We start from the raw sequence: 17,935 nt of genomic DNA on the forward strand, positions 1-17,935 counted from the left end.
CTTGCCGAATAAAGTAAAAAAAAGGCATCTGTTGGATTACAGTATTTTAATTCCATATTTGATTTTATGTATCATCGGATTGATCATGGTTTACAGTTCTACGTCCTACTTGTTATTAGCAAATGGGAGCAATCCAGCGTCATCGGTCATCAATCAGAGTATTTTTTGGGTGCTTAGCTTGATCGTTATTGCACTCCTATACAAAATGAAAATCGGTGTATTGAAAAATCAGCGATTGATCATGGCGGCTATCGCAGTCTTGACGATTTTATTATTGATCGTCTTATTTTTTGGGGAAGAACGAAATGGGGCAAAAGGTTGGCTTGAGATTGCCGGATTTTCTATCCAGCCCGCCGAATACCTAAAAATCATTGCCATCTGGTATCTTTCCTTTACTTTGTCACAGAGACAAATGAGTGTGCAAAAAAACTTCATTGCAACGGTCAAACGACCTTTATTGTTAGTTCTTGCCTTGACTGTGTTAGTGGCAAGTCTACCCGATTTTGGGAATGCAACGGTTATTTTTTTGATCATCATCGTGTTACTCTTAGCTAGCGGCGTCAATTATTTTTACACCTTGATCGTTGGTGTCGGAGGAATCATTTTTAGTGTGATAACAATTTGGTTGATCAACGTGACCCAAGGGAAACTTTTCCCAGGTCGCTTACAATATATCTATCATCGTTTTGAGATTTTTCAAAACCCTTTTTCTGATGAATTGAATAACGGACACCAAATGGTGAATGGTTATTATGCGATGTTCAACGGTGGTCTATTCGGTCGCGGATTAGGGAATAGTATCCAGAAAAAAGGATTTCTACAAGAAGCGCAAACCGACTTTATCTATGCCATCGTAGTAGAAGAATTAGGCGTGATCATGGGTATTTTGATCTTAGCTTTATTGATGTTCATGATCGCCCGTATCATCTTAGTGGGTATCCGCTCAAAAGATCCATTCAATTCTTTGCTATGTATCGGAATCGGTTCGATGTTTCTGATCCAAGTATTTGTCAACCTTGGCGGGATCACTGGGATCATCCCACTGACAGGGATCACATTCCCATTCTTGAGTCAAGGTGGTTCGAGTTTACTGATGCTTTCGATCTGCGTAGGTTTCGTCCTGAATATCAGCGCAGATGAGAAACGTAAGAGTTTAGGTATTTACTAAAATTGACGTAGGAGTGATTCGATGAGAAAAGTTTTGGTAGCTAACAGAGGAGAAATTGCTGTACGGGTATTTCGTGCGTGTACAGAATTAGGGATCCAAACTGTAGGTGTCTATGCAGAAGAAGATGAATATTCCGTTCATCGCTTTAAAGCGGATGAGGCATATCTAGTTGGTAAAGGAAAAAGACCGATAGATGCGTATCTTGATATTGAAGGGATTCTTGAGATTGCTAAGGCTAGTGGAGCAGACGCGATCCATCCCGGCTACGGATTATTATCTGAGAACTTACACTTTGCTACACGTTGTAAAGAAGAAGGCATCACTTTTGTTGGGCCAGAACTACATCATCTTGATATTTTTGGTGACAAGATCAAAGCGAAAACAGCAGCAATCGAAGCTGGTATCGCATCGATCCCTGGGACAGATGGACCAGTAGAGTCAATTGAAGAAGTTTTATCATTTGCTGAACGTCATGGCTATCCAGTAATGATCAAAGCAGCACTAGGCGGTGGCGGTCGTGGGATGCGTGTAGCATATGACGAAAAAGGCGCTCGCGAAGGATATGAACGTGCAAAAAGCGAAGCGAAAGCTGCATTTGGTAGTGATGAAGTCTATGTTGAAAAGTATATCGCTGATCCAAAACACATCGAGGTCCAGATCTTAGGGGATACCCATGGGAACATCATCCATCTATTTGAACGTGATTGTTCGGTCCAACGGCGTCATCAAAAAGTCGTAGAAGTCGCTCCTTGCGTTTCTATGAATGAGCAGCAACGTCAACGTATATGTGATGCCGCTGTCCAATTGATGAAGCATGTGGGATATGTCAATGCAGGAACAGTCGAATTTTTAGTGGAGAATGACGAATTTTATTTTATTGAAGTCAACCCACGTGTTCAAGTGGAACATACGATCACTGAGATGATCACGGATGTCGATATCGTGACGACTCAATTATTGATTGCACAAGGGAAAGATCTGCATAAAGAAATCGGATTGCCACAGCAAAGCGAAATAAAAATCAAAGGTTCAGCCATCCAATGTCGGATCACAACGGAAGACCCATTGAGTAACTTTCTACCAGATACTGGTAAGATCGATACGTATCGCTCACCAGGTGGAATGGGCGTCCGCTTAGATGTAGGAAATGCCTATGCAGGCTACATCGTTACCCCATATTTTGATTCACTTTTAGTAAAAGTTTGTACACATGCGGCTGACTTTGCAACAGCTATCCAAAAAATGGAACGTTGTTTGAGAGAATTCCGTATCCGTGGAGTGAAAACAAATATTCCATTTATGTTGAATGTCATCTTGCATCCAGAATTTCAATCAGGACAAGCCAAAACGACGTTTATCGATAGTACCAATGAATTATTTGATTTCCCACGCTTACGTGACCGTGGAAATAAAACAATGAAATATATCGGAGAAATCACGGTAAATGGTTTTCCTGGTATCGAACGTGGTGAAAAACCATATTACGATGCACCACGTATGCCCAAAGAGCTGATCACTCGCCCAGATTATATCACAGCTAAAAATGTCTTAGACAAAGACGGTGCTTCCGCGTTAGTCGATTGGGTCAAACAACAAGAAAACGTGTTATTGACAGATACCACGTTTAGAGATGCCCATCAAAGCTTATTGGCAACTCGTGTGCGTACAAAAGATTTTAAAGAAATCGCGCGTTTGACTGGTGAAGGACTTCCAGAGTTGTTTTCAAGTGAAATGTGGGGTGGCGCGACGTTTGACGTCGCCTATCGTTTCTTGAATGAGGACCCATGGAAACGCCTGAGAAAGATTCGCTCATTGATGCCGAATACTTTATTGCAAATGCTCTTTAGAGGATCGAATGCTGTCGGTTACTCCAACTATCCAGACAATGTGATCGCTGAATTTATCAAAGAAGCAGCGACACAAGGGATCGATGTCTTCCGGATCTTTGACAGTTTGAACTGGGTACCGCAAATGGAAAAGAGTATCCAAGCCGTTCGTGATACAGGGAAAATTGCAGAAGCGACGATTTGCTACACAGGTGATATCAATGATCCAAGTCGTGCGAAATACAATGTGCAATATTACAAGGACATGGCAAAAGAGCTGGAACAGTTAGGCGCTCATATGATCGCCATCAAAGATATGGCAGGACTGTTGAAACCGCAAGCTGCTTATCGCTTGATCAGTGAATTGAAGGCGACAACGGATCTACCAATCCATTTACACACACATGATACGAGTGGCAATGGCATCATCACTTACTCAGCAGCAACCAAAGCGGGTGTCGATATTGTCGATGTAGCGATGAGTGCGATGAGTGGAAATACTAGCCAACCAAGTATGAGCAGTTTGTATTACGCTTTGGTCAATGGGCCACGTGTACCAGAAATCAATATTGAAAATGCGCAACAGTTGAATCACTACTGGGAAGATGTTCGCATGTATTACAAACCATTTGAGAATGGCTTGAATGCCCCTGAAACTGAAGTTTATATGCACGAGATGCCAGGTGGACAATACTCGAACTTACAACAACAAGCCAAAGCAGTTGGTTTAGGTCATCGTTGGGATGACATCAAAAAAATGTACCACACGGTGAACCTGATGTTTGGCGATATCGTCAAAGTCACGCCTTCTTCTAAAGTTGTAGGCGATATGGCTTTGTTCATGGTCCAAAATGAATTGAGCGAAGAAGACATTTATGAAAAAGGCGAGACCTTGAGTTTTCCGGAATCAGTCGTTACCTTCTTCCAAGGTGAATTAGGCCAACCAGTTGGCGGATTCCCAGAAAAACTCCAAAAGATCATTTTGAAAGGTCGTCCAGCAATCACTGAACGTCCAGGATTGTTCGCTGAAACAGTGGACTTCGAAAAAGTCAAAGCAGAATTAGCTAAAAAGATCGGCTATGAACCAAAACAAGAAGAAGTCTTGAGTTACTTGATGTATCCACAAGTCTTCTTGGATTATCAAACCGCTTATAATCAATTTGGCGATGTCACATTACTGGATACACCGACTTTCTTCCAAGGGATTCGTTTAGGGGAAACGGTCAACGTTCAAATCGAAAAAGGCAAGATCCTGATCATTCGCTTAGACGAGATCGGTGAACCTGATATTGAAGGGAATCGTGTGTTATTCTTTAATTTGAACGGTCAACGAAGAGAAATCACCGTCAAAGATACGTCGATCGTCAGTGCGGTAAAAACTAGACGAAAAGCAGAACCAACAAATCGCGAACAAATCGGTGCGACGATGTCCGGTTCAGTTTTAGACGTCTTGGTGAAAAAAGGCGATACAGTCAAAAGAGGCGATACATTGATGGTCACTGAAGCAATGAAGATGGAAACGGCCATTGAAGCACCATTCGATGGAGAAATAGCACATCTCTATGTTGTTGCTGGCGACCCCATTTCCTCAGGAGATCTATTAATCGAAGTTACAGAAAAATAAGAAAGGAGAGGGAACATTTGAAACGACTAGGTCTATTTATAGCAACACTACTATTCGTCACGTCGGCTTTATATTTGGAGCCAGTAGTGTTCCCTCCCAAACTTGAAACATCCACGCAAGACCAACAACTGATAGGAAATCAAAATCAGGTAACGTCTTGGAAATACCAGGAGCTAAATGCGACTGGCTTTTCTACATATATTGGTCGATCAGTCACCGAATTAGAAGCAGAGATTGGTTCACCTAAAGATCGTTTGACGAGCGGATTCGGCTTTGAGATTAGATATTATCAAGATCCAATTCAACAAATCGTACTTGAAGCAAATATACAAAATGACCGAGTGGAGGCTATCAAAGTTTTAAATGCGAACGCAACTAGTTTGACCCCATTTGCCGTTGGCATGACTATGCAGGATCTGACAGAGATTACAACGATTTTTCCGAACTTCACATTCGAGTATGAAGAGACAGAAGTCGGAATCGAGTTAACTGAAGAAGACATGAATTATCGTCCCTTGATTGCTTTTGACAACGGTACATTTGCGATGCTTTTCTTTGATCAAGACACAGGTGGATTATTTTCAACAGTTTATTTAAACAAGAAAAGCTTATTGAAATTAATGCCTTACCAGGTCTTTGGAGAAGGATTGCCCCACTACGAAATGGAGAGTTCAGCAGACTGGGAAAGTATCAATCAGTCAAGAGAGCGTGTAATCACTCGAGTATTGACGAGATTACGCCAAGAAGCTGAACTGCCTGATTATCATTACTCTCCAGATTTTATGATCCAAACGAATGTACTGTTAACAGACTTTATCGACCAGCCAGAAGAATGGTTGGCAGAAAATCGTTTGGCAGAGTGGCAGATGGCAACACAGACTTCCCAAACGACAGTTAAATTTACGTTGTCAAATGATGAAATCAATCGCTTAGTGGAAAAACGACAATTAGATCAAACAACTGGAATTTTCATGCATCCAATCATTGATCCGACTTTTTCAGTTTTATTGTTATATACTGATCCTTATTATCATGATCGATTCTTGGAAAAAGAACCAACACAGTTAGGCGTTGCGTTTTCGAAAGAAAACATGTTAGTCTTAATGAAGGAAAAAGAGGAGACTAGTGAAAGCAGTGATAATCAATGAGGAGTTGTTTGAACTGGAGGACCAGTGTCATCAGCTTGTTCAAACGATTGTAACAAGTGAAATGATGGAACAATATCTCAAAACTAAAAAAGAGATGGAAACTTCTATCAACGTCAACCAGTTAAAAAATGATTTTATTGTAAGCAGACAAGCATTTGAAGAAATTTCACCTTATGGAAAGTACGTTCCAGAGTTTCGTGAAAAACAACGAACTGTACGACAAGCCAAAAGGCAGTTGGATCTAAATGAAGAAGTAGCTGCTTTTCGAATAAGTGAAACAGAATTACAAAAGATACTAGATTCCATTGGAAAACAACTTGCACATACGATTTCGACGGAGATCAAAATCAGTGCAGGTAGTCCATTTTTTGAAAAAAGTGAAGGGTGCGGAGGAAACTGCCATGGACATAGAAAATAAAGAATTTGAACAAACACATCGGCGAGGGTTAGTCGTGTGGGTATATAGTTTAAAACAATTGAAAAATCTTCGCAAATTTGGTTTAGTGCATTATGTCTCTCGTAAAATGAAGTATGTGATCATGTATTTAAATGAAGACAACTATGAACAAACGGAAGAAAGGATCAAGAAATTACATTTCGTACGAAATGTCGAACGTTCTTATCGACCAGATATCGAAATGAATTTTGCTGAAAAAATCGGTAAAAAGGCGGACACAAAAGAAGAAGGCTTCGAGATCGAAGAATTAAACACAAAGATCCGCTTAGCTGATCACGTTTTCTAGTAAAGAGAGTCTAGCGTTATAGTTAATAAAATCGACGAAAATGAAGAAAATGTGATAAAAAGATTTTGAATAGTTATAAAAAGTTAAATTAAGAAAAAATAGACTTGAGAATTGACGATTTTAGTCGGAATCAAGTCTATTTTTTTGGTATACTAATAACAGTATGTTTCAAGGAGTGAGTAGATGCGAGTAATTTCAGGAGATTACGGCGGTCGCCGTTTAAAAAGTTTAGCAGGGCCAAATACTCGACCGACGTCTGATAAAGTCAAAGAGTCGATATTCAACATGATCGGTCCTTATTTTAATGGAGAGGTCGTTTTGGATCTTTACTCAGGAAGCGGGGGTCTAGCGATCGAAGCTGTTTCCAGAGGCTGTAGCTACGCAATCTGCGTGGAGAAAAACTATCAAGCACTAAAAATAATCAAAGAAAATATTGAAATCACAAAAGAACCGAACAAATTCAATACAATGAAATTAGATGCTGATAAAGCGGTTGAGTCACTGGCGAAAGAAGATCAAAAGATTGATATTCTATTTTTAGATCCACCTTATGCCAAACAAAAAATCGTCGATCAAATTGAACGTATGGAAGAATTGGCTCTTTTTCAGGACGCTGCCTTGATCGTATGCGAAACAGATAAGTCAGTGGAGCTTCCTGAGACAATAGGAAATTTTCAACAAATCAAACAGCAGACCTATGGCATCTCTGCGGTGACCATTTATAGAAAAGAGGAAATATAAATGAGAAGAGCGTTATTTCCAGGGAGTTTCGACCCATTGACTATGGGTCATTTAGACACGATCGAACGAGCTGCGAAGTTGTTTGATGAAGTGATCATCGGTATCTTTATCAATACATCAAAAAAAACATTGTTCACGGCTGAGGAACGCTTGGAATTGATCACACAAGCAGTCGCACACTTAGAAAATGTCCGAGTGATCCACCAAGAGACACAGTTGACAGTGACGACGGCAAAAGAACTAGGTGTTCAAGCGTTGGTTCGAGGTGTTCGTAGCTTCAAAGATTTTGAATATGAACGTGACATTGCGCAAATGAATCATCATTTGAGTCATGAATTGGAGACGGTGCTTTTTATGGCAAAACCAGAGTATAGCCATATCAGCTCAAGTATGCTTAAAGAGGTTCTTTATTTTGGTGGGGACGTGAGCACCTATTTACCTACTGTGATCAACGAAGCATTAGCTAGAAAGCGTGAAAGTGATGCAGAATAAGAAATGGTGGAAAACGTTATCCGTAATCCTTTTAGGCACATTATTAGCAGGCTTTGTCATTGTGCCTTTACCCTATTACGTGGAAGCTCCAGGTGCCACGATCGATCTTAAAGATATGATCACAGTCAATGATCAAGAAGATAAAGAATCAGGCTCTTTCTCTCTCACTTCTGTAGGAATCAGAAGAGCAACAGGATTTGGTGTCGTCTCCGCACTAATGTCAGATTTCAAAGATGTTATCAGTGAAGAAGAGTTGACTGGTGGAGCGACAAATGAAGAATATAATCAGATGCAAAAATATTATATGGAATCCTCACAAAATGCCGCCATTGAGCAAGCCTTGAAACTAGCGAATATTCCTTATACGATGGAATTTAAAGGTGTCTATGTCATGGGCGTCGAAAAAAATTCGAGCTTTTACAAGAAATTATCTGTTGGTGATACAGTCACAAAAGTAGATGGGATGAGTTTCAAGAGTGCGGAAGAATTTATGGAGTACGTGAAAGGACAAGAAGTAGGACAGGTTGTCACAATCACCTTCATCCACGATGGCAAAGAAGAAGAAGCTTCAGGTAAACTGATCGAGTTATCGACAGATAAAAAACCAGGAATCGGGATCACGTTGACCGATCATACAGAAATCGCCACAGACACAGAAGTGGCAATCAATTCTGGTTCAATCGGTGGCCCTTCAGCAGGCTTGATGTTTACTTTGGAGATCTATGAACAGTTGACCCATCAAAACATCCGTAAAGGGAAAAAAATAGCCGGTACAGGTACGATCAATAGTGCAGGTGAAGTGGGACGGATCGGTGGAATCGATAAAAAAGTGGCAAGTGCAGACGAAGCAGGAATGAATATCTTTTTTGCGCCAGATGATACGATTTCTGATGAAGTGAAAAAAGAAAATCCTGATATCAAAACGAATTATGAAGAAGCCAAAGCTGCGGCTAAAAAACTCAATACATCGATGAAGATCGTTCCGGTCAAAACAGTGCAAGATGCCTTAGAGTATCTTGAGAACATGAAATAAACGGTTTCGACTTGAACGTTTTGTACTCATATTTTAAAGCGAGGACAAGACATGTTTAGCCTCAAGAAATAATGCGCCATCCACGAAAATTGTTTTTCAAATTTTTGTGGGTGGCGTATTATTTTTCGAAGAGGTTCCATCTGTTCCCGCCGTTTATTCGGTTTAGGTGGTACGAAAGGGCTAATGTCTCCCTCTTTTTCTTTTTTTTCAATAATTACAAAAAAACGTTTTGTTATTTTGTAGGTAATTTTAAGTAAGTTTGCTACCATATTAAAAAAAGAGTTAGAAAGGGGCAAGAAAAACATGGAACAATCAAGCAATCGCCAATCATCATTCGATATCGGAGAATATTACTCCGAAAAAAAGTATAAAAAAAATTTTGGGCACTTGCGGAAAACAGCAGACTTTAAACGTGTATTAACTGATTTTGACAAACAATTGGAAGAAACGAAAGATCAACTGTCAAAACATCGAAACGGTGTGTTGTGGACCAGGCGCTTACTTGCAGATTTTCGACAGAAAAAGTTGAGTAAAACGGATAGAGTTTTCAATTTTATCCTTAGGCGTAAGAATAAAGAGCCTGAAAAATATGAGAATACACTAAAGGATTTGAACAGTAAATATTTTAAATCAGAATATATTCAATCGATTGTTGATAAAGATGTATGGATTGATCCAAAAGAAATCGTTGATGAAATCAAGCACTTAGCTTCAAGAGCGAAATCTATCCCTACGGCTCGCGGATTGGAACTAAGGGAGCAGCTTCGTGCACAACCTTTAGAGCAAAAAAAATGGCGTCAACCTGAAACAGAAGATGAATTACATTACAGTACCCTATCTTTCCTAGAGGAAGGTAGAGAAAGCGAGAAGTCTCGCAAGGTAATTATCAATAGAAAAGATGACCCTGTCATTTACGCAGTGATCCGACGAGCGAACAATGGGGAGAAAATTTCATTAAATATAGAGGTGTCCCATAATAAAGAGAAACTTATCGAAAAACCTATAGTGGGACACCACAGAAATCCTTCCGTTCATGGCGAGGTAGCATTTACTGGTCATCATGAGCAACAAATCAAACAACCAAGACGGTTATCACCAATTTCAGAGTTGCAAGAAAATAATGGGAGAAAAAATTCATTGAAAGATGAGTTTGAACGACGTGATTCGAAACTTCGAGAAGTAAAATCTGCGATCAATCAAGGCCTTATTTCGTCAAAAGCAATATCTGGAGAGAGCCCTGTGCAATCGGTGAAACAACGAATCTGGGAAATAGAGAACGGATCTGGGAAGTCCGACCGTATGGTTTTTAACAGCCATAATGCCTCTGACAAACGTTCATTTGGCATGACCAAACAAGCAGCAATGAGTAAGTCTGGGGGAAATCGACCACCAGCTCCGCCTTCTCCAAGTTTGAAGCCGAAACCAAGGATAGAACCAACTAGGTAAATCGTGAATATAAAAATAAAAGAAATAATCATTTGAGGCGTATCTAATAGTGAAGGAACATCGCAGTGTAGATGTTTTTTCACTATTTTTTAGAAAGGAAAATGAAATAGAAAGAATACCAATGAAGAAAATAGTTCAAGAAATCTTTGATTCGCCAAAACGCCTCCTTCTATTTTTTATATGCAGTGTATCAGTTAGTATGCTAATAGGAGTGGTCATATACCGTCAGATCGGTCCAACTAAGATCAATGAATCTAGTAACATATCGTTGATAACCGCTACAAGCTCGGATAGTTACCAAAAGACTGCGACAACCGGAACGACGACAAAAGACCCTATCATGTATGTAGACGTGAAAGGCAATGTCAATCGACCTGGAATATACGCCTTTACAGACGAGGAACGTGTCTTTGATATCATTGAAAAAGCAGGAGGACTGACTGCACAAGCTGATGAAAAACAGATCAATTTTGCTGCAAAAGTTTCGGACCAACAAGTGCTTTATATTCCCCAAGTTGGCGAAGAGATGCCTCAGTTCGTAGAGGAAGTAAAGGAAAAAGAGCAGACAGAGGAAAAGAAAGTCAATCTTAATACTGCCAGCCTTGCTGAATTACAGGAGCTTCCGGGAATCGGGGCAATGAAAGCACAAGAGATCATCAACTATCGCGAAGCCAACGGTTCCTTCCAAACAATTGAAAGTTTGAAAGAAATATCGGGATTTGGCGAAAAGACAGTTGAAAAACTGAAAAACTTCGTTACAATTACAATAGAATAAACCAATGAGGTGACAAATTATGAGCAATGAACGAATTCCTTGGGATCAGTATTTTATGGCACAAGCCGTATTATTATCATTAAGGAGTACATGTACACGATTAGAAGTAGGTGCCACATTAGTTAGAGAGAAACGAATCATTGCGGGTGGTTATAACGGCGCAGTGAGTGGGGATGTTCATTGTATCGACGAAGGTTGCTATGTCGTGAATGGTCACTGTTTACGAACGATCCATGCAGAAATGAATGCGTTACTCCAATGTGCAAAACTCGGAGTCCCTACAGAAGGGGCAGAGATCTATGTCACCCATTTTCCATGTTTGGCCTGTACAAAAGCATTGCTTCAAGCGGGAATCAGGAAAATCCATTACTTGCATGATTATCGCAATGACCCTTATGCACAGTCATTGATTACCCAATTAGGTGCATCCGTCCATCAAGTCAATTTAGATATGAAATATTTTGCTAAACTTCAACAAGAATCAACAGGTGAACTTGATTAAACAATTTGGCGAACAAGTTCGTAATTACTTGATTTTACCAGCAATGTCTTCGGTCATTTTATGTTTCGTTTACTATAAGGAGCATGATCTGTCTCGCTTGATCGTTGCTGGTCTTTTTCTTCTGGTTCTATTCAAACACAAGCAAGCGGTGATCTATCTTTGTTGTTTTTGCAGTCTGGCAGTTTGGTTTGCTTGTCTTCGTTCAGAGCTTCCCTCGATTGATCACACAAGAACCACTGAAGAGTTTCTATTGATGACCGATACGATTCAACGGAATGGCGACTGGTTGACTGTAGAAGCACGCAGAATCTCAACGAAACAAAAAGTCCAGCTAAGTTATCAAGCCAAAACAAAAGCAGAAGCACAACAATGGGAGGACTTTCGAGGGTATCCGATCGAACTTCGAGTAACTGGCAGTTATCAGACACCCGGATCGTTGCGCAATCGTTATGCATTTGATACGGCTAATTATCTGAAGGGATCACGAATCAGTGGTCAGTTCCATGGAAAGGATTTTCAAGTCCTGCCTTCTACAAGGGGAGGGGTGACTCGATTTCGTGACCTCCGTGGAAAAGCAATCAATTATGTAAAAAAACGATATCCTAAAAAAATAGGGATGTATATGAACGCGTTGCTTTTCGGTTATCGTGATGCTTCTTTTCGCGAAGCCGAAACAATTTTTAAAGCAACTGGATTACTGCATCTATTCGCAGTTTCTGGGATGCATGTCCATTTTTATTTAGGTTTTTTATATTATGTTTTTCGACGAAGTGGCTGTCCTTTGTCTGTTACGATTCTTCCGCTGACATTGCTTACAGGGATTTATATCCTATTAGCTGGCGGCTCATTTTCAGTGGTTAGAGCAGGCAGTTTCTTTATTTTGAAGCTTGTACTCAAATTGACATCAATCAAACTATCTACGCTGGATTGTTTTTCTTTGAATCTATGGTTGCTTTTATTGTTCGATCCGTTGATCCTGCTTCAAATGGGTGCGCAATTAAGTATATGGATGAGTTTATTATTTATGACATTTTCTCACGCATCAAAAGGTTGGAGCAATCGTTTATTCTACCTATTCCAAACAAGTGCAATCCAATTACCTTTAAGTGCTTGGTATTTCTATGAATGGTCGTTTTTAGGTGGCTTATTCACAACACTAGGCATTCCATTATTCCAATACGTCCTTCTTCCAGGGGTGATCATTCTCTTTTTAGCAGGCAGCATCCTTCCACAGGCCTTATTTGAAATCCTCGAATCTTGTTTGGTTCACTTTGAAGACTTCCTCTCTTATTTTGATTTCTCCACACTGACCATCGGGCAACCCGCTTTTTATTTTGTTATATTGAGTATCATCGTCTTCTTACTCTTGTTTGAGAGCAAAACGATTCTGCCATGGAAAAAAATCATTTATTCATCACTAATCCTCATCAGTTATTTCTTGATACCATTACTTGATGCTTCGACTACGATCACCTTTATCGATGTCGGACAAGGCGATAGTATCCTACTAAAAAGTCCGATGAAACAAGATGTGATTTTAATCGATACTGGGGGCAGATTAAATGTTGAAACAGAAGCGTGGCAGCAACGTATTACTCGTCCTTATGCAGAAAATAATATCGTTCCATATTTAAAAGGACAAGGGATCACCACGATCACAAAACTATTTCTCACACATAACGACACTGATCATATCGGGGAATTGGAAACACTCTCCTCACATTTTACCATCGAAGAAATATACATTGGTTGGGGAGCTGCCACAGAGCCAAAGTTTCGCGAACGATTGATAAAAATTAGTCAGTTAGGAACCAAGATCATAGAAGTCAGGCAAGGGGATCGAATATCTGCCTACTTTGACTTGTACGTCTTGATGCCAAGTAAAAAAGGGCAAGGGAAAAATGAAGATTCAGTGGTTCTTTGGTTCACCTATAAGAAGCAGCGCTTTTTGTTACTGGGTGATTTGGATCAAGAAGGGGAACTCGAGATGTTGAATGCTTACCCAAGGCTAAGGGCGGAGGTCGTGAAATTAGGGCATCATGGGAGTCGTAGTTCGAGTCATCCTTTGTTCTTGGCTGCTTTACAACCGATGATAGGAATTTTATCTAACGGGCTGGACAATCGCTATGGGCATCCACATCCTGAAGTCCTCGACACGTTGGAAAATTTAGAGAGTACTGTTTATCGGACAGATAAAAATGGGGCGATCACTTTTTCTTGGCATCCTATTTGGACAAAAAATGGCCGACTTCAGAAAATGATAGACTAGTAATTTTTGTTTTCTCGTGATAGGATAAATTGGAAAGTGGTGAGAGATGTGAGTATCCAAGTTGAACTACAAAAAATTCGTAAAGAAAAGCTCGCACCTTGTTATCTCGTTTTAGGAACGGAGAAGTTTTTACAAGACCAAGTGCGTACAGAAATCCTTAAGAAAATGCAAATATCAGGAGAAGATGATCTCAATTTTCTGAAATTTGATATGACCCAAGCAACGATCGATGACGTAATCGCTGAAGCAGAAACCTTACCGTTTTTCGGTGATCAACGAGTAGTGTTTGTCGAAAACCCTTATTTTTTGACGGGTGAAAAAAACAACAACAGTCTCGAACAAAACACAGATCTTTTAGTAGACTATTTAAAAGAACCACTCGAATCAACCGTTCTCGTCTTCTTTGCGCCTTATGAAAAACTAGATGAACGAAAAAAAGTCACGAAACAATTGAAGAAAACAGCGATATCGATCAATGTTCAGCAATTGAATGAAAAAGAAGTGCGACAGTATTTATTGAATACATTAGAAAATACACCGCTTACTCTAGATCGTAAAGCAATCGATCTTTTTTTACGATTGACTGATTTAGACTTATCAAAAATGATGGCAGAATTAGATAAATTGATGTTATATGGGCAGAATCAATCAGCCATCTCTGCGAAAGAAATCGAACAATTAGTGCCTAAGACGTTGGAACATAATATCTTTGACATGACACAATATATGCTTTCTGGAGATACGGAACATACCCTGCGATTATTTGAAGATTTAGTCACACAAGGGGAAGAGATCATCAAGATCAATGCGATTTTACTCTCCCAACTACGATTGTATCTCCAAACGAAATTTTTAGTCAAAATCGGGTATCAACAAGCAAATATTGCGGAAACTTTGAAAATCCATCCTTATCGGGTAAAATTGGCGATGCAAGAAGTCAGAAAGTTCGATGAACAAATATTAGTCCAATTGTTCGACCAATTAGTCGAGATGGACTATCAAGTAAAAAGTGGGCAGATCGAAAAGAAATTGAGTTTTCAATTATTTGTGTTTCAGGCAGCTGAAAGATTAAAAAATAAGTAAAAACAGTAGCAACACAAATACACACAGTTTGGTTGGTCATCAGAAGGATCAGCCAAACTGTGTGTATTTGTGTATAGAAAAAGCAAATAAAAAAACCGGCCGTAGCCGATTTCCTTATTTAGCGATTTTTTTGCTTAAACGAGATTTGTCGCGGTTTGCTTTGTTTTTGTGGATAAGACCTTTAGTTTCAGCCATATCGATCGCTTTAACAGCGTCTTTATATAACGCATCTACGTTGTCAGCACCTGAAGCTACAGCATCCTCAAATTTTTTGATTGCAGTACGCATAGCACTAGTTTGAGATGAATTTTTTACATTCGCGTTTTCGCTTGTGCGAACACGTTTGATTGCAGATTCAATGTTTGGCATTTGTTTCACCTCCGATAAGTAAAGTTCTTACGCGTGTTACCGCATAATTCAACATTCATTATTATACCTAATGCGAGCGCGCATTGCAATATCAACATGACAAGTTTTTTTCCTTAACACGTAAGAAATATCAGAGAGAGTGGATTTATGAGAGGTAGAAGAACAAGAAAACAAAAGAAAAAGCGCTGTTGTGGGAGACAACAAGCGCTTAACCAAACGTGGTTTAATTTATCTTGGTAAATAAATAATTGAATGGGATGTTTGGTACTGAAATAGTATATAACAAAGTCAACCGTTTGCAAAGTTTTTTTTGAAAAGGGATACGATTGCTTCAAATCAACGAATCATACCGTTAACATAGATTAGTTATTTTATAACTAATTCGAATGCATGAAAATGAGCTATTCAGGTGTTCCAATGATTTTGATGTATTCGTCGATGTTTTTGATCATCATTCGTTTGATGACTAATTGATTTCGGCGATTCCATTTTCCACTAACTTCCAATACATATTTGTTTAAAGGTAAACGTAAAACATATTTTGCCAAGTAGCGATCTTTAATTAGACAATTGATTACCCGGTCTTCAAGTTGGAGATTCAAACCAGTCAACATCATTGGTTGTTCTTGTAAAACATACGTATCAATCAAAAGACCTTCAAAAGTTTCCACGAGCGTCTTCCTTTCTTCTAAATCAAACATTTCGCACTTCTTATAAAATTTCCTGCATAAAAGAGGTGCACTCACACCTAGTATAACAAAAAAGATGCACCAAGCCAAAAAAAAGCCGAAAGAACTTGAATAATCCAACGATCTGTCAAGTTTTCCGCCTTTTTTTATAAATAGTTGAAAAAATAGTTACGTATATTAAAAATTGGCATCAAAGACGTTTTGGATCAAATCAGGAAATAGTAAGTAGGTCAATCCAATAATCAATAGAACAGCCAATAAAAACCATCCAACAGTCCCAAAGAAATATTTTAGTTTTTGCATATGCGATCACCTCAAAACTAGTATACCACGAACAAAAAAATTATCCTTTTCTCAACCACTAGATGCATCATTATTTATTAAAAGAAAACAATTGGAGAATGCAATAGGCAATCCCAGAAGCAATCACAGGGCCTGCTGCGATCCCTTTTAAGAAAACAACGCCTAAGATCGTTCCAAAAACTAGAGCCACAGTGATTTGTGGATCTGTAGCAATCAAGCCAACGCCTTTAGACGATAAAACAGCAACTAAGCCACCACAGAAGATCGCTACCCAACCCATAGGTGATTTGAACGCATCAAGCAAATCTTTTAGACCAATATCACCTGTAGCAATAGGCACTAAAATCGCCGCAGTAATGATCGTCACGCCAATATTGATTCCTTTCCCTTGGAGCCATGTCAAAAAATCTTTCGATGCAGGAATAAACTTAACAAGTAAAATAAAACCAGTCGCTAACATCAGACTTTGATTTTTAGCAAGGACGGCAACCAGCATGATCAACCCAAGAAATAACCAACTTTCCATCAAAAAACCTCACTTTCTAATTATTCATCATACCATTTTTTTTATATGATGCAAAAGAGTCATTAGTAAAATGTTTGATAGAGCATAGAAGGAACAAAAGGGTGTGAAGAATTAGACGAAAAGATAAAAATGAGAAAAATAGCTACGTTGATGATGTCAAAACATGTTTTTATGAGGTGAAGAATAGAGGGTCTGATTTCTCATGTATACTTGATGTGAAAAAGTAACAGATCAACAATATATAAAAAAGAAAGGGTGAATGTTTGTGATAGTCAGTTGAAATGGCGTAATTAAATAAGAGGAGATGGGAAAAAGAGAAGAAGATTATGTGGCATGTCATTCCATACATTGATTGATCAATTAAACATACATAAAAACTGTGACGTACTGCTTACAACAAAATTATGATAGACATAATAAAAAAGGAGGTCATTTATGAAACGAAAACCGATCAAGAAGCGCCAAATCGTACTGATCATCACTGGCATATGCCTATTATGGATTGGCGGAACAATGTATATGGACCATTTGAAGTTAGAAGAAGAAATGATTCAAGTTGTGAATAGTGAAGAAGCAAAAATCGTTTTGGAGAAAACATTGAAAAATCTGGACTCTAAGGCATTGACATCTGAAGGAGTGATAAAAAAATATAAAATTGATTATAAAAATATCAAGAGAAATCCAATGGGTGGGATTAGTGTACCTCTAATTATAAATGATAATAATAAGTTACTTGTTTTTAATCTACTAGATCGAAATCAGATAAACGGGGAGCTAAGTAAGCTAAAAAATGATATTGTGCGTACTACTTCTGAACTATATGAATTACTAAAAGAAGGAGGGGAAGATAGTGAAGAATACTGAAAAAGAAAAGGTTGGAATAGCCAAGCAACAATATGAAACTTTGCGTTTAAAAGAGCCTTTCTTTAAAAATGAGAATAAAGAGTTCATCGGTTACGTCTCCCATATCAACAGTAAAATCACCGGCGAACAATCCTTTATCATCACCGACAAATATGTTCCGTTGTCAGCACCGCTTAGCGAAAGGGAAAGCGTAAAAGAAGTCACGGTTTTATATCGTGGTTCGTCGTTTGATTCTTCATTAGATGCTGAATTAAGTTGGCGGTAATCAATCTTTTGAAAAATGATTTTTGTCTCCTTTATAGACAGAATATTTGTACATAGAAATAAGTATAGC

The 17,935-nt window shown here is 38.9% G+C and carries 19 protein-coding genes; 15 read left to right on the forward strand and 4 right to left on the reverse strand.

Annotation, left to right across the window (positions count from 1 at the left end):
- Position 1: 1 nt before the first annotated feature.
- From IGJ00_RS06515 to holA, 13 genes are all read left to right on the forward strand, one after another.
- Complete coding sequence (locus IGJ00_RS06515) at positions 2 to 1,168, forward strand: FtsW/RodA/SpoVE family cell cycle protein (protein ID WP_071867119.1); 1,167 nt, start codon at positions 2 to 4, stop codon at positions 1,166 to 1,168.
- 21 nt (positions 1,169 to 1,189) lie between these two features.
- The gene (locus tag IGJ00_RS06520) at positions 1,190 to 4,618 is read left to right on the forward strand and encodes a pyruvate carboxylase (protein WP_071867118.1); all 3,429 of its coding nucleotides are present in this window, start codon (positions 1,190 to 1,192) and stop codon (positions 4,616 to 4,618) included.
- Between the two features lie 17 nt (positions 4,619 to 4,635).
- The gene (locus IGJ00_RS06525; RefSeq protein ID WP_074799700.1) at positions 4,636 to 5,766 is read left to right on the forward strand and encodes a CAP-associated domain-containing protein; all 1,131 of its coding nucleotides are present in this window, start codon (positions 4,636 to 4,638) and stop codon (positions 5,764 to 5,766) included.
- Complete coding sequence (locus IGJ00_RS06530) at positions 5,753 to 6,184, forward strand: YlbF family regulator (RefSeq protein ID WP_071867161.1); 432 nt, start codon at positions 5,753 to 5,755, stop codon at positions 6,182 to 6,184. Before IGJ00_RS06525 ends, IGJ00_RS06530 begins: the two co-directional genes overlap by 14 nt.
- On the forward strand, positions 6,168 to 6,509 hold the full coding sequence (locus IGJ00_RS06535) for a YlbG family protein (RefSeq protein WP_034689324.1): 342 nt from the start codon (positions 6,168 to 6,170) through the stop codon (positions 6,507 to 6,509). Before IGJ00_RS06530 ends, IGJ00_RS06535 begins: the two co-directional genes overlap by 17 nt.
- A 183-nt stretch (positions 6,510 to 6,692) precedes the next feature.
- On the forward strand, positions 6,693 to 7,250 hold the full coding sequence (rsmD, locus tag IGJ00_RS06540; RefSeq protein WP_115357546.1) for a 16S rRNA (guanine(966)-N(2))-methyltransferase RsmD: 558 nt from the start codon (positions 6,693 to 6,695) through the stop codon (positions 7,248 to 7,250).
- A complete protein-coding gene (gene coaD, locus IGJ00_RS06545) occupies positions 7,251 to 7,742 on the forward strand; it encodes a pantetheine-phosphate adenylyltransferase (RefSeq protein WP_071867116.1) in 492 nt (163 codons plus the stop codon).
- Entirely contained in the window at positions 7,732 to 8,775 is a 1,044-nt protein-coding gene (locus IGJ00_RS06550; RefSeq protein ID WP_195514392.1) for a SepM family pheromone-processing serine protease, read from the forward strand. Before coaD ends, IGJ00_RS06550 begins: the two co-directional genes overlap by 11 nt.
- A gap of 303 nt (positions 8,776 to 9,078) precedes the next feature.
- Positions 9,079 to 10,221, forward strand: a complete 1,143-nt coding sequence (locus IGJ00_RS06555; RefSeq protein ID WP_229078123.1) for a hypothetical protein — start codon at positions 9,079 to 9,081, stop codon at positions 10,219 to 10,221.
- Positions 10,222 to 10,342: 121 nt separating this feature from the next.
- Positions 10,343 to 10,996, forward strand: coding sequence for a helix-hairpin-helix domain-containing protein (locus IGJ00_RS06560; RefSeq protein WP_071867159.1), 654 nt, complete (start codon positions 10,343 to 10,345; stop codon positions 10,994 to 10,996).
- A gap of 19 nt (positions 10,997 to 11,015) precedes the next feature.
- Positions 11,016 to 11,498: a ComE operon protein 2 gene (locus IGJ00_RS06565; protein WP_034689319.1), complete on the forward strand. Its 483-nt coding sequence runs from the start codon at positions 11,016 to 11,018 to the stop codon at positions 11,496 to 11,498.
- Positions 11,485 to 13,767: a DNA internalization-related competence protein ComEC/Rec2 gene (locus IGJ00_RS06570; protein WP_272018212.1), complete on the forward strand. Its 2,283-nt coding sequence runs from the start codon at positions 11,485 to 11,487 to the stop codon at positions 13,765 to 13,767. Before IGJ00_RS06565 ends, IGJ00_RS06570 begins: the two co-directional genes overlap by 14 nt.
- 36 nt (positions 13,768 to 13,803) lie before the next feature.
- A complete protein-coding gene (holA, locus tag IGJ00_RS06575; RefSeq protein ID WP_438844222.1) occupies positions 13,804 to 14,850 on the forward strand; it encodes a DNA polymerase III subunit delta in 1,047 nt (348 codons plus the stop codon).
- A 114-nt stretch (positions 14,851 to 14,964) separates the two neighbouring features.
- Here the strand turns inward: holA and rpsT are convergent, their stop codons facing one another.
- The 4 genes from rpsT to IGJ00_RS06595 form a co-directional block, all read right to left on the reverse strand.
- Positions 14,965 to 15,219 carry a 30S ribosomal protein S20 gene (gene rpsT / locus IGJ00_RS06580; RefSeq protein WP_010735647.1) on the reverse strand — a complete coding sequence of 85 codons (255 nt, stop codon included), beginning with the start codon at positions 15,217 to 15,219 and terminating at the stop codon, positions 14,965 to 14,967.
- A gap of 401 nt (positions 15,220 to 15,620) precedes the next feature.
- A complete protein-coding gene (locus IGJ00_RS06585; RefSeq protein WP_010735646.1) occupies positions 15,621 to 15,890 on the reverse strand; it encodes a hypothetical protein in 270 nt (89 codons plus the stop codon).
- 195 nt (positions 15,891 to 16,085) lie between these two features.
- Complete coding sequence (locus tag IGJ00_RS06590; RefSeq protein ID WP_010735645.1) at positions 16,086 to 16,211, reverse strand: hypothetical protein; 126 nt, start codon at positions 16,209 to 16,211, stop codon at positions 16,086 to 16,088.
- Between the two features lie 70 nt (positions 16,212 to 16,281).
- Entirely contained in the window at positions 16,282 to 16,737 is a 456-nt protein-coding gene (locus IGJ00_RS06595; protein WP_010735644.1) for a DUF441 domain-containing protein, read from the reverse strand.
- Positions 16,738 to 17,172: 435 nt separating this feature from the next.
- On the opposite strand from IGJ00_RS06595, the gene IGJ00_RS06600 reads away from it, so the two are divergent.
- Together IGJ00_RS06600 and IGJ00_RS06605 are read left to right on the forward strand one after the other, a co-directional pair.
- Entirely contained in the window at positions 17,173 to 17,601 is a 429-nt protein-coding gene (locus tag IGJ00_RS06600) for a DUF1310 family protein (RefSeq protein WP_430604474.1), read from the forward strand.
- Positions 17,588 to 17,866, forward strand: a complete 279-nt coding sequence (locus tag IGJ00_RS06605; RefSeq protein WP_430604475.1) for a hypothetical protein — start codon at positions 17,588 to 17,590, stop codon at positions 17,864 to 17,866. The genes IGJ00_RS06600 and IGJ00_RS06605 overlap by 14 nt, the downstream gene beginning before the upstream one ends.
- The last annotated feature ends 69 nt before the right edge of the window (positions 17,867 to 17,935 follow it).

The sequence above is a fragment of the Enterococcus sp. AZ062 genome (assembly GCF_051715065.1).
GTDB lineage: Bacteria > Bacillota > Bacilli > Lactobacillales > Enterococcaceae > Enterococcus_B > Enterococcus_B mundtii.

Coding starts and splice junctions, on each gene's coding strand:
- IGJ00_RS06520 (WP_071867118.1), top strand. CDS start 1,190: ATGAGAAAAGTTTTGGTAGCTAACAGAGGAGAAATTGCTGTACGGGTA.
- IGJ00_RS06535 (WP_034689324.1), top strand. CDS start 6,168: ATGGACATAGAAAATAAAGAATTTGAACAAACACATCGGCGAGGGTTA.
- rsmD (WP_115357546.1), top strand. CDS start 6,693: ATGCGAGTAATTTCAGGAGATTACGGCGGTCGCCGTTTAAAAAGTTTA.
- coaD (WP_071867116.1), top strand. CDS start 7,251: ATGAGAAGAGCGTTATTTCCAGGGAGTTTCGACCCATTGACTATGGGT.
- IGJ00_RS06550 (WP_195514392.1), top strand. CDS start 7,732: ATGCAGAATAAGAAATGGTGGAAAACGTTATCCGTAATCCTTTTAGGC.
- IGJ00_RS06555 (WP_229078123.1), top strand. CDS start 9,079: ATGGAACAATCAAGCAATCGCCAATCATCATTCGATATCGGAGAATAT.
- IGJ00_RS06560 (WP_071867159.1), top strand. CDS start 10,343: ATGAAGAAAATAGTTCAAGAAATCTTTGATTCGCCAAAACGCCTCCTT.
- IGJ00_RS06565 (WP_034689319.1), top strand. CDS start 11,016: ATGAGCAATGAACGAATTCCTTGGGATCAGTATTTTATGGCACAAGCC.
- rpsT (WP_010735647.1), bottom strand. CDS start 15,219: ATGCCAAACATTGAATCTGCAATCAAACGTGTTCGCACAAGCGAAAAC.
- IGJ00_RS06590 (WP_010735645.1), bottom strand. CDS start 16,211: ATGCAAAAACTAAAATATTTCTTTGGGACTGTTGGATGGTTTTTATTG.
- IGJ00_RS06595 (WP_010735644.1), bottom strand. CDS start 16,737: ATGGAAAGTTGGTTATTTCTTGGGTTGATCATGCTGGTTGCCGTCCTT.
- IGJ00_RS06600 (WP_430604474.1), top strand. CDS start 17,173: ATGAAACGAAAACCGATCAAGAAGCGCCAAATCGTACTGATCATCACT.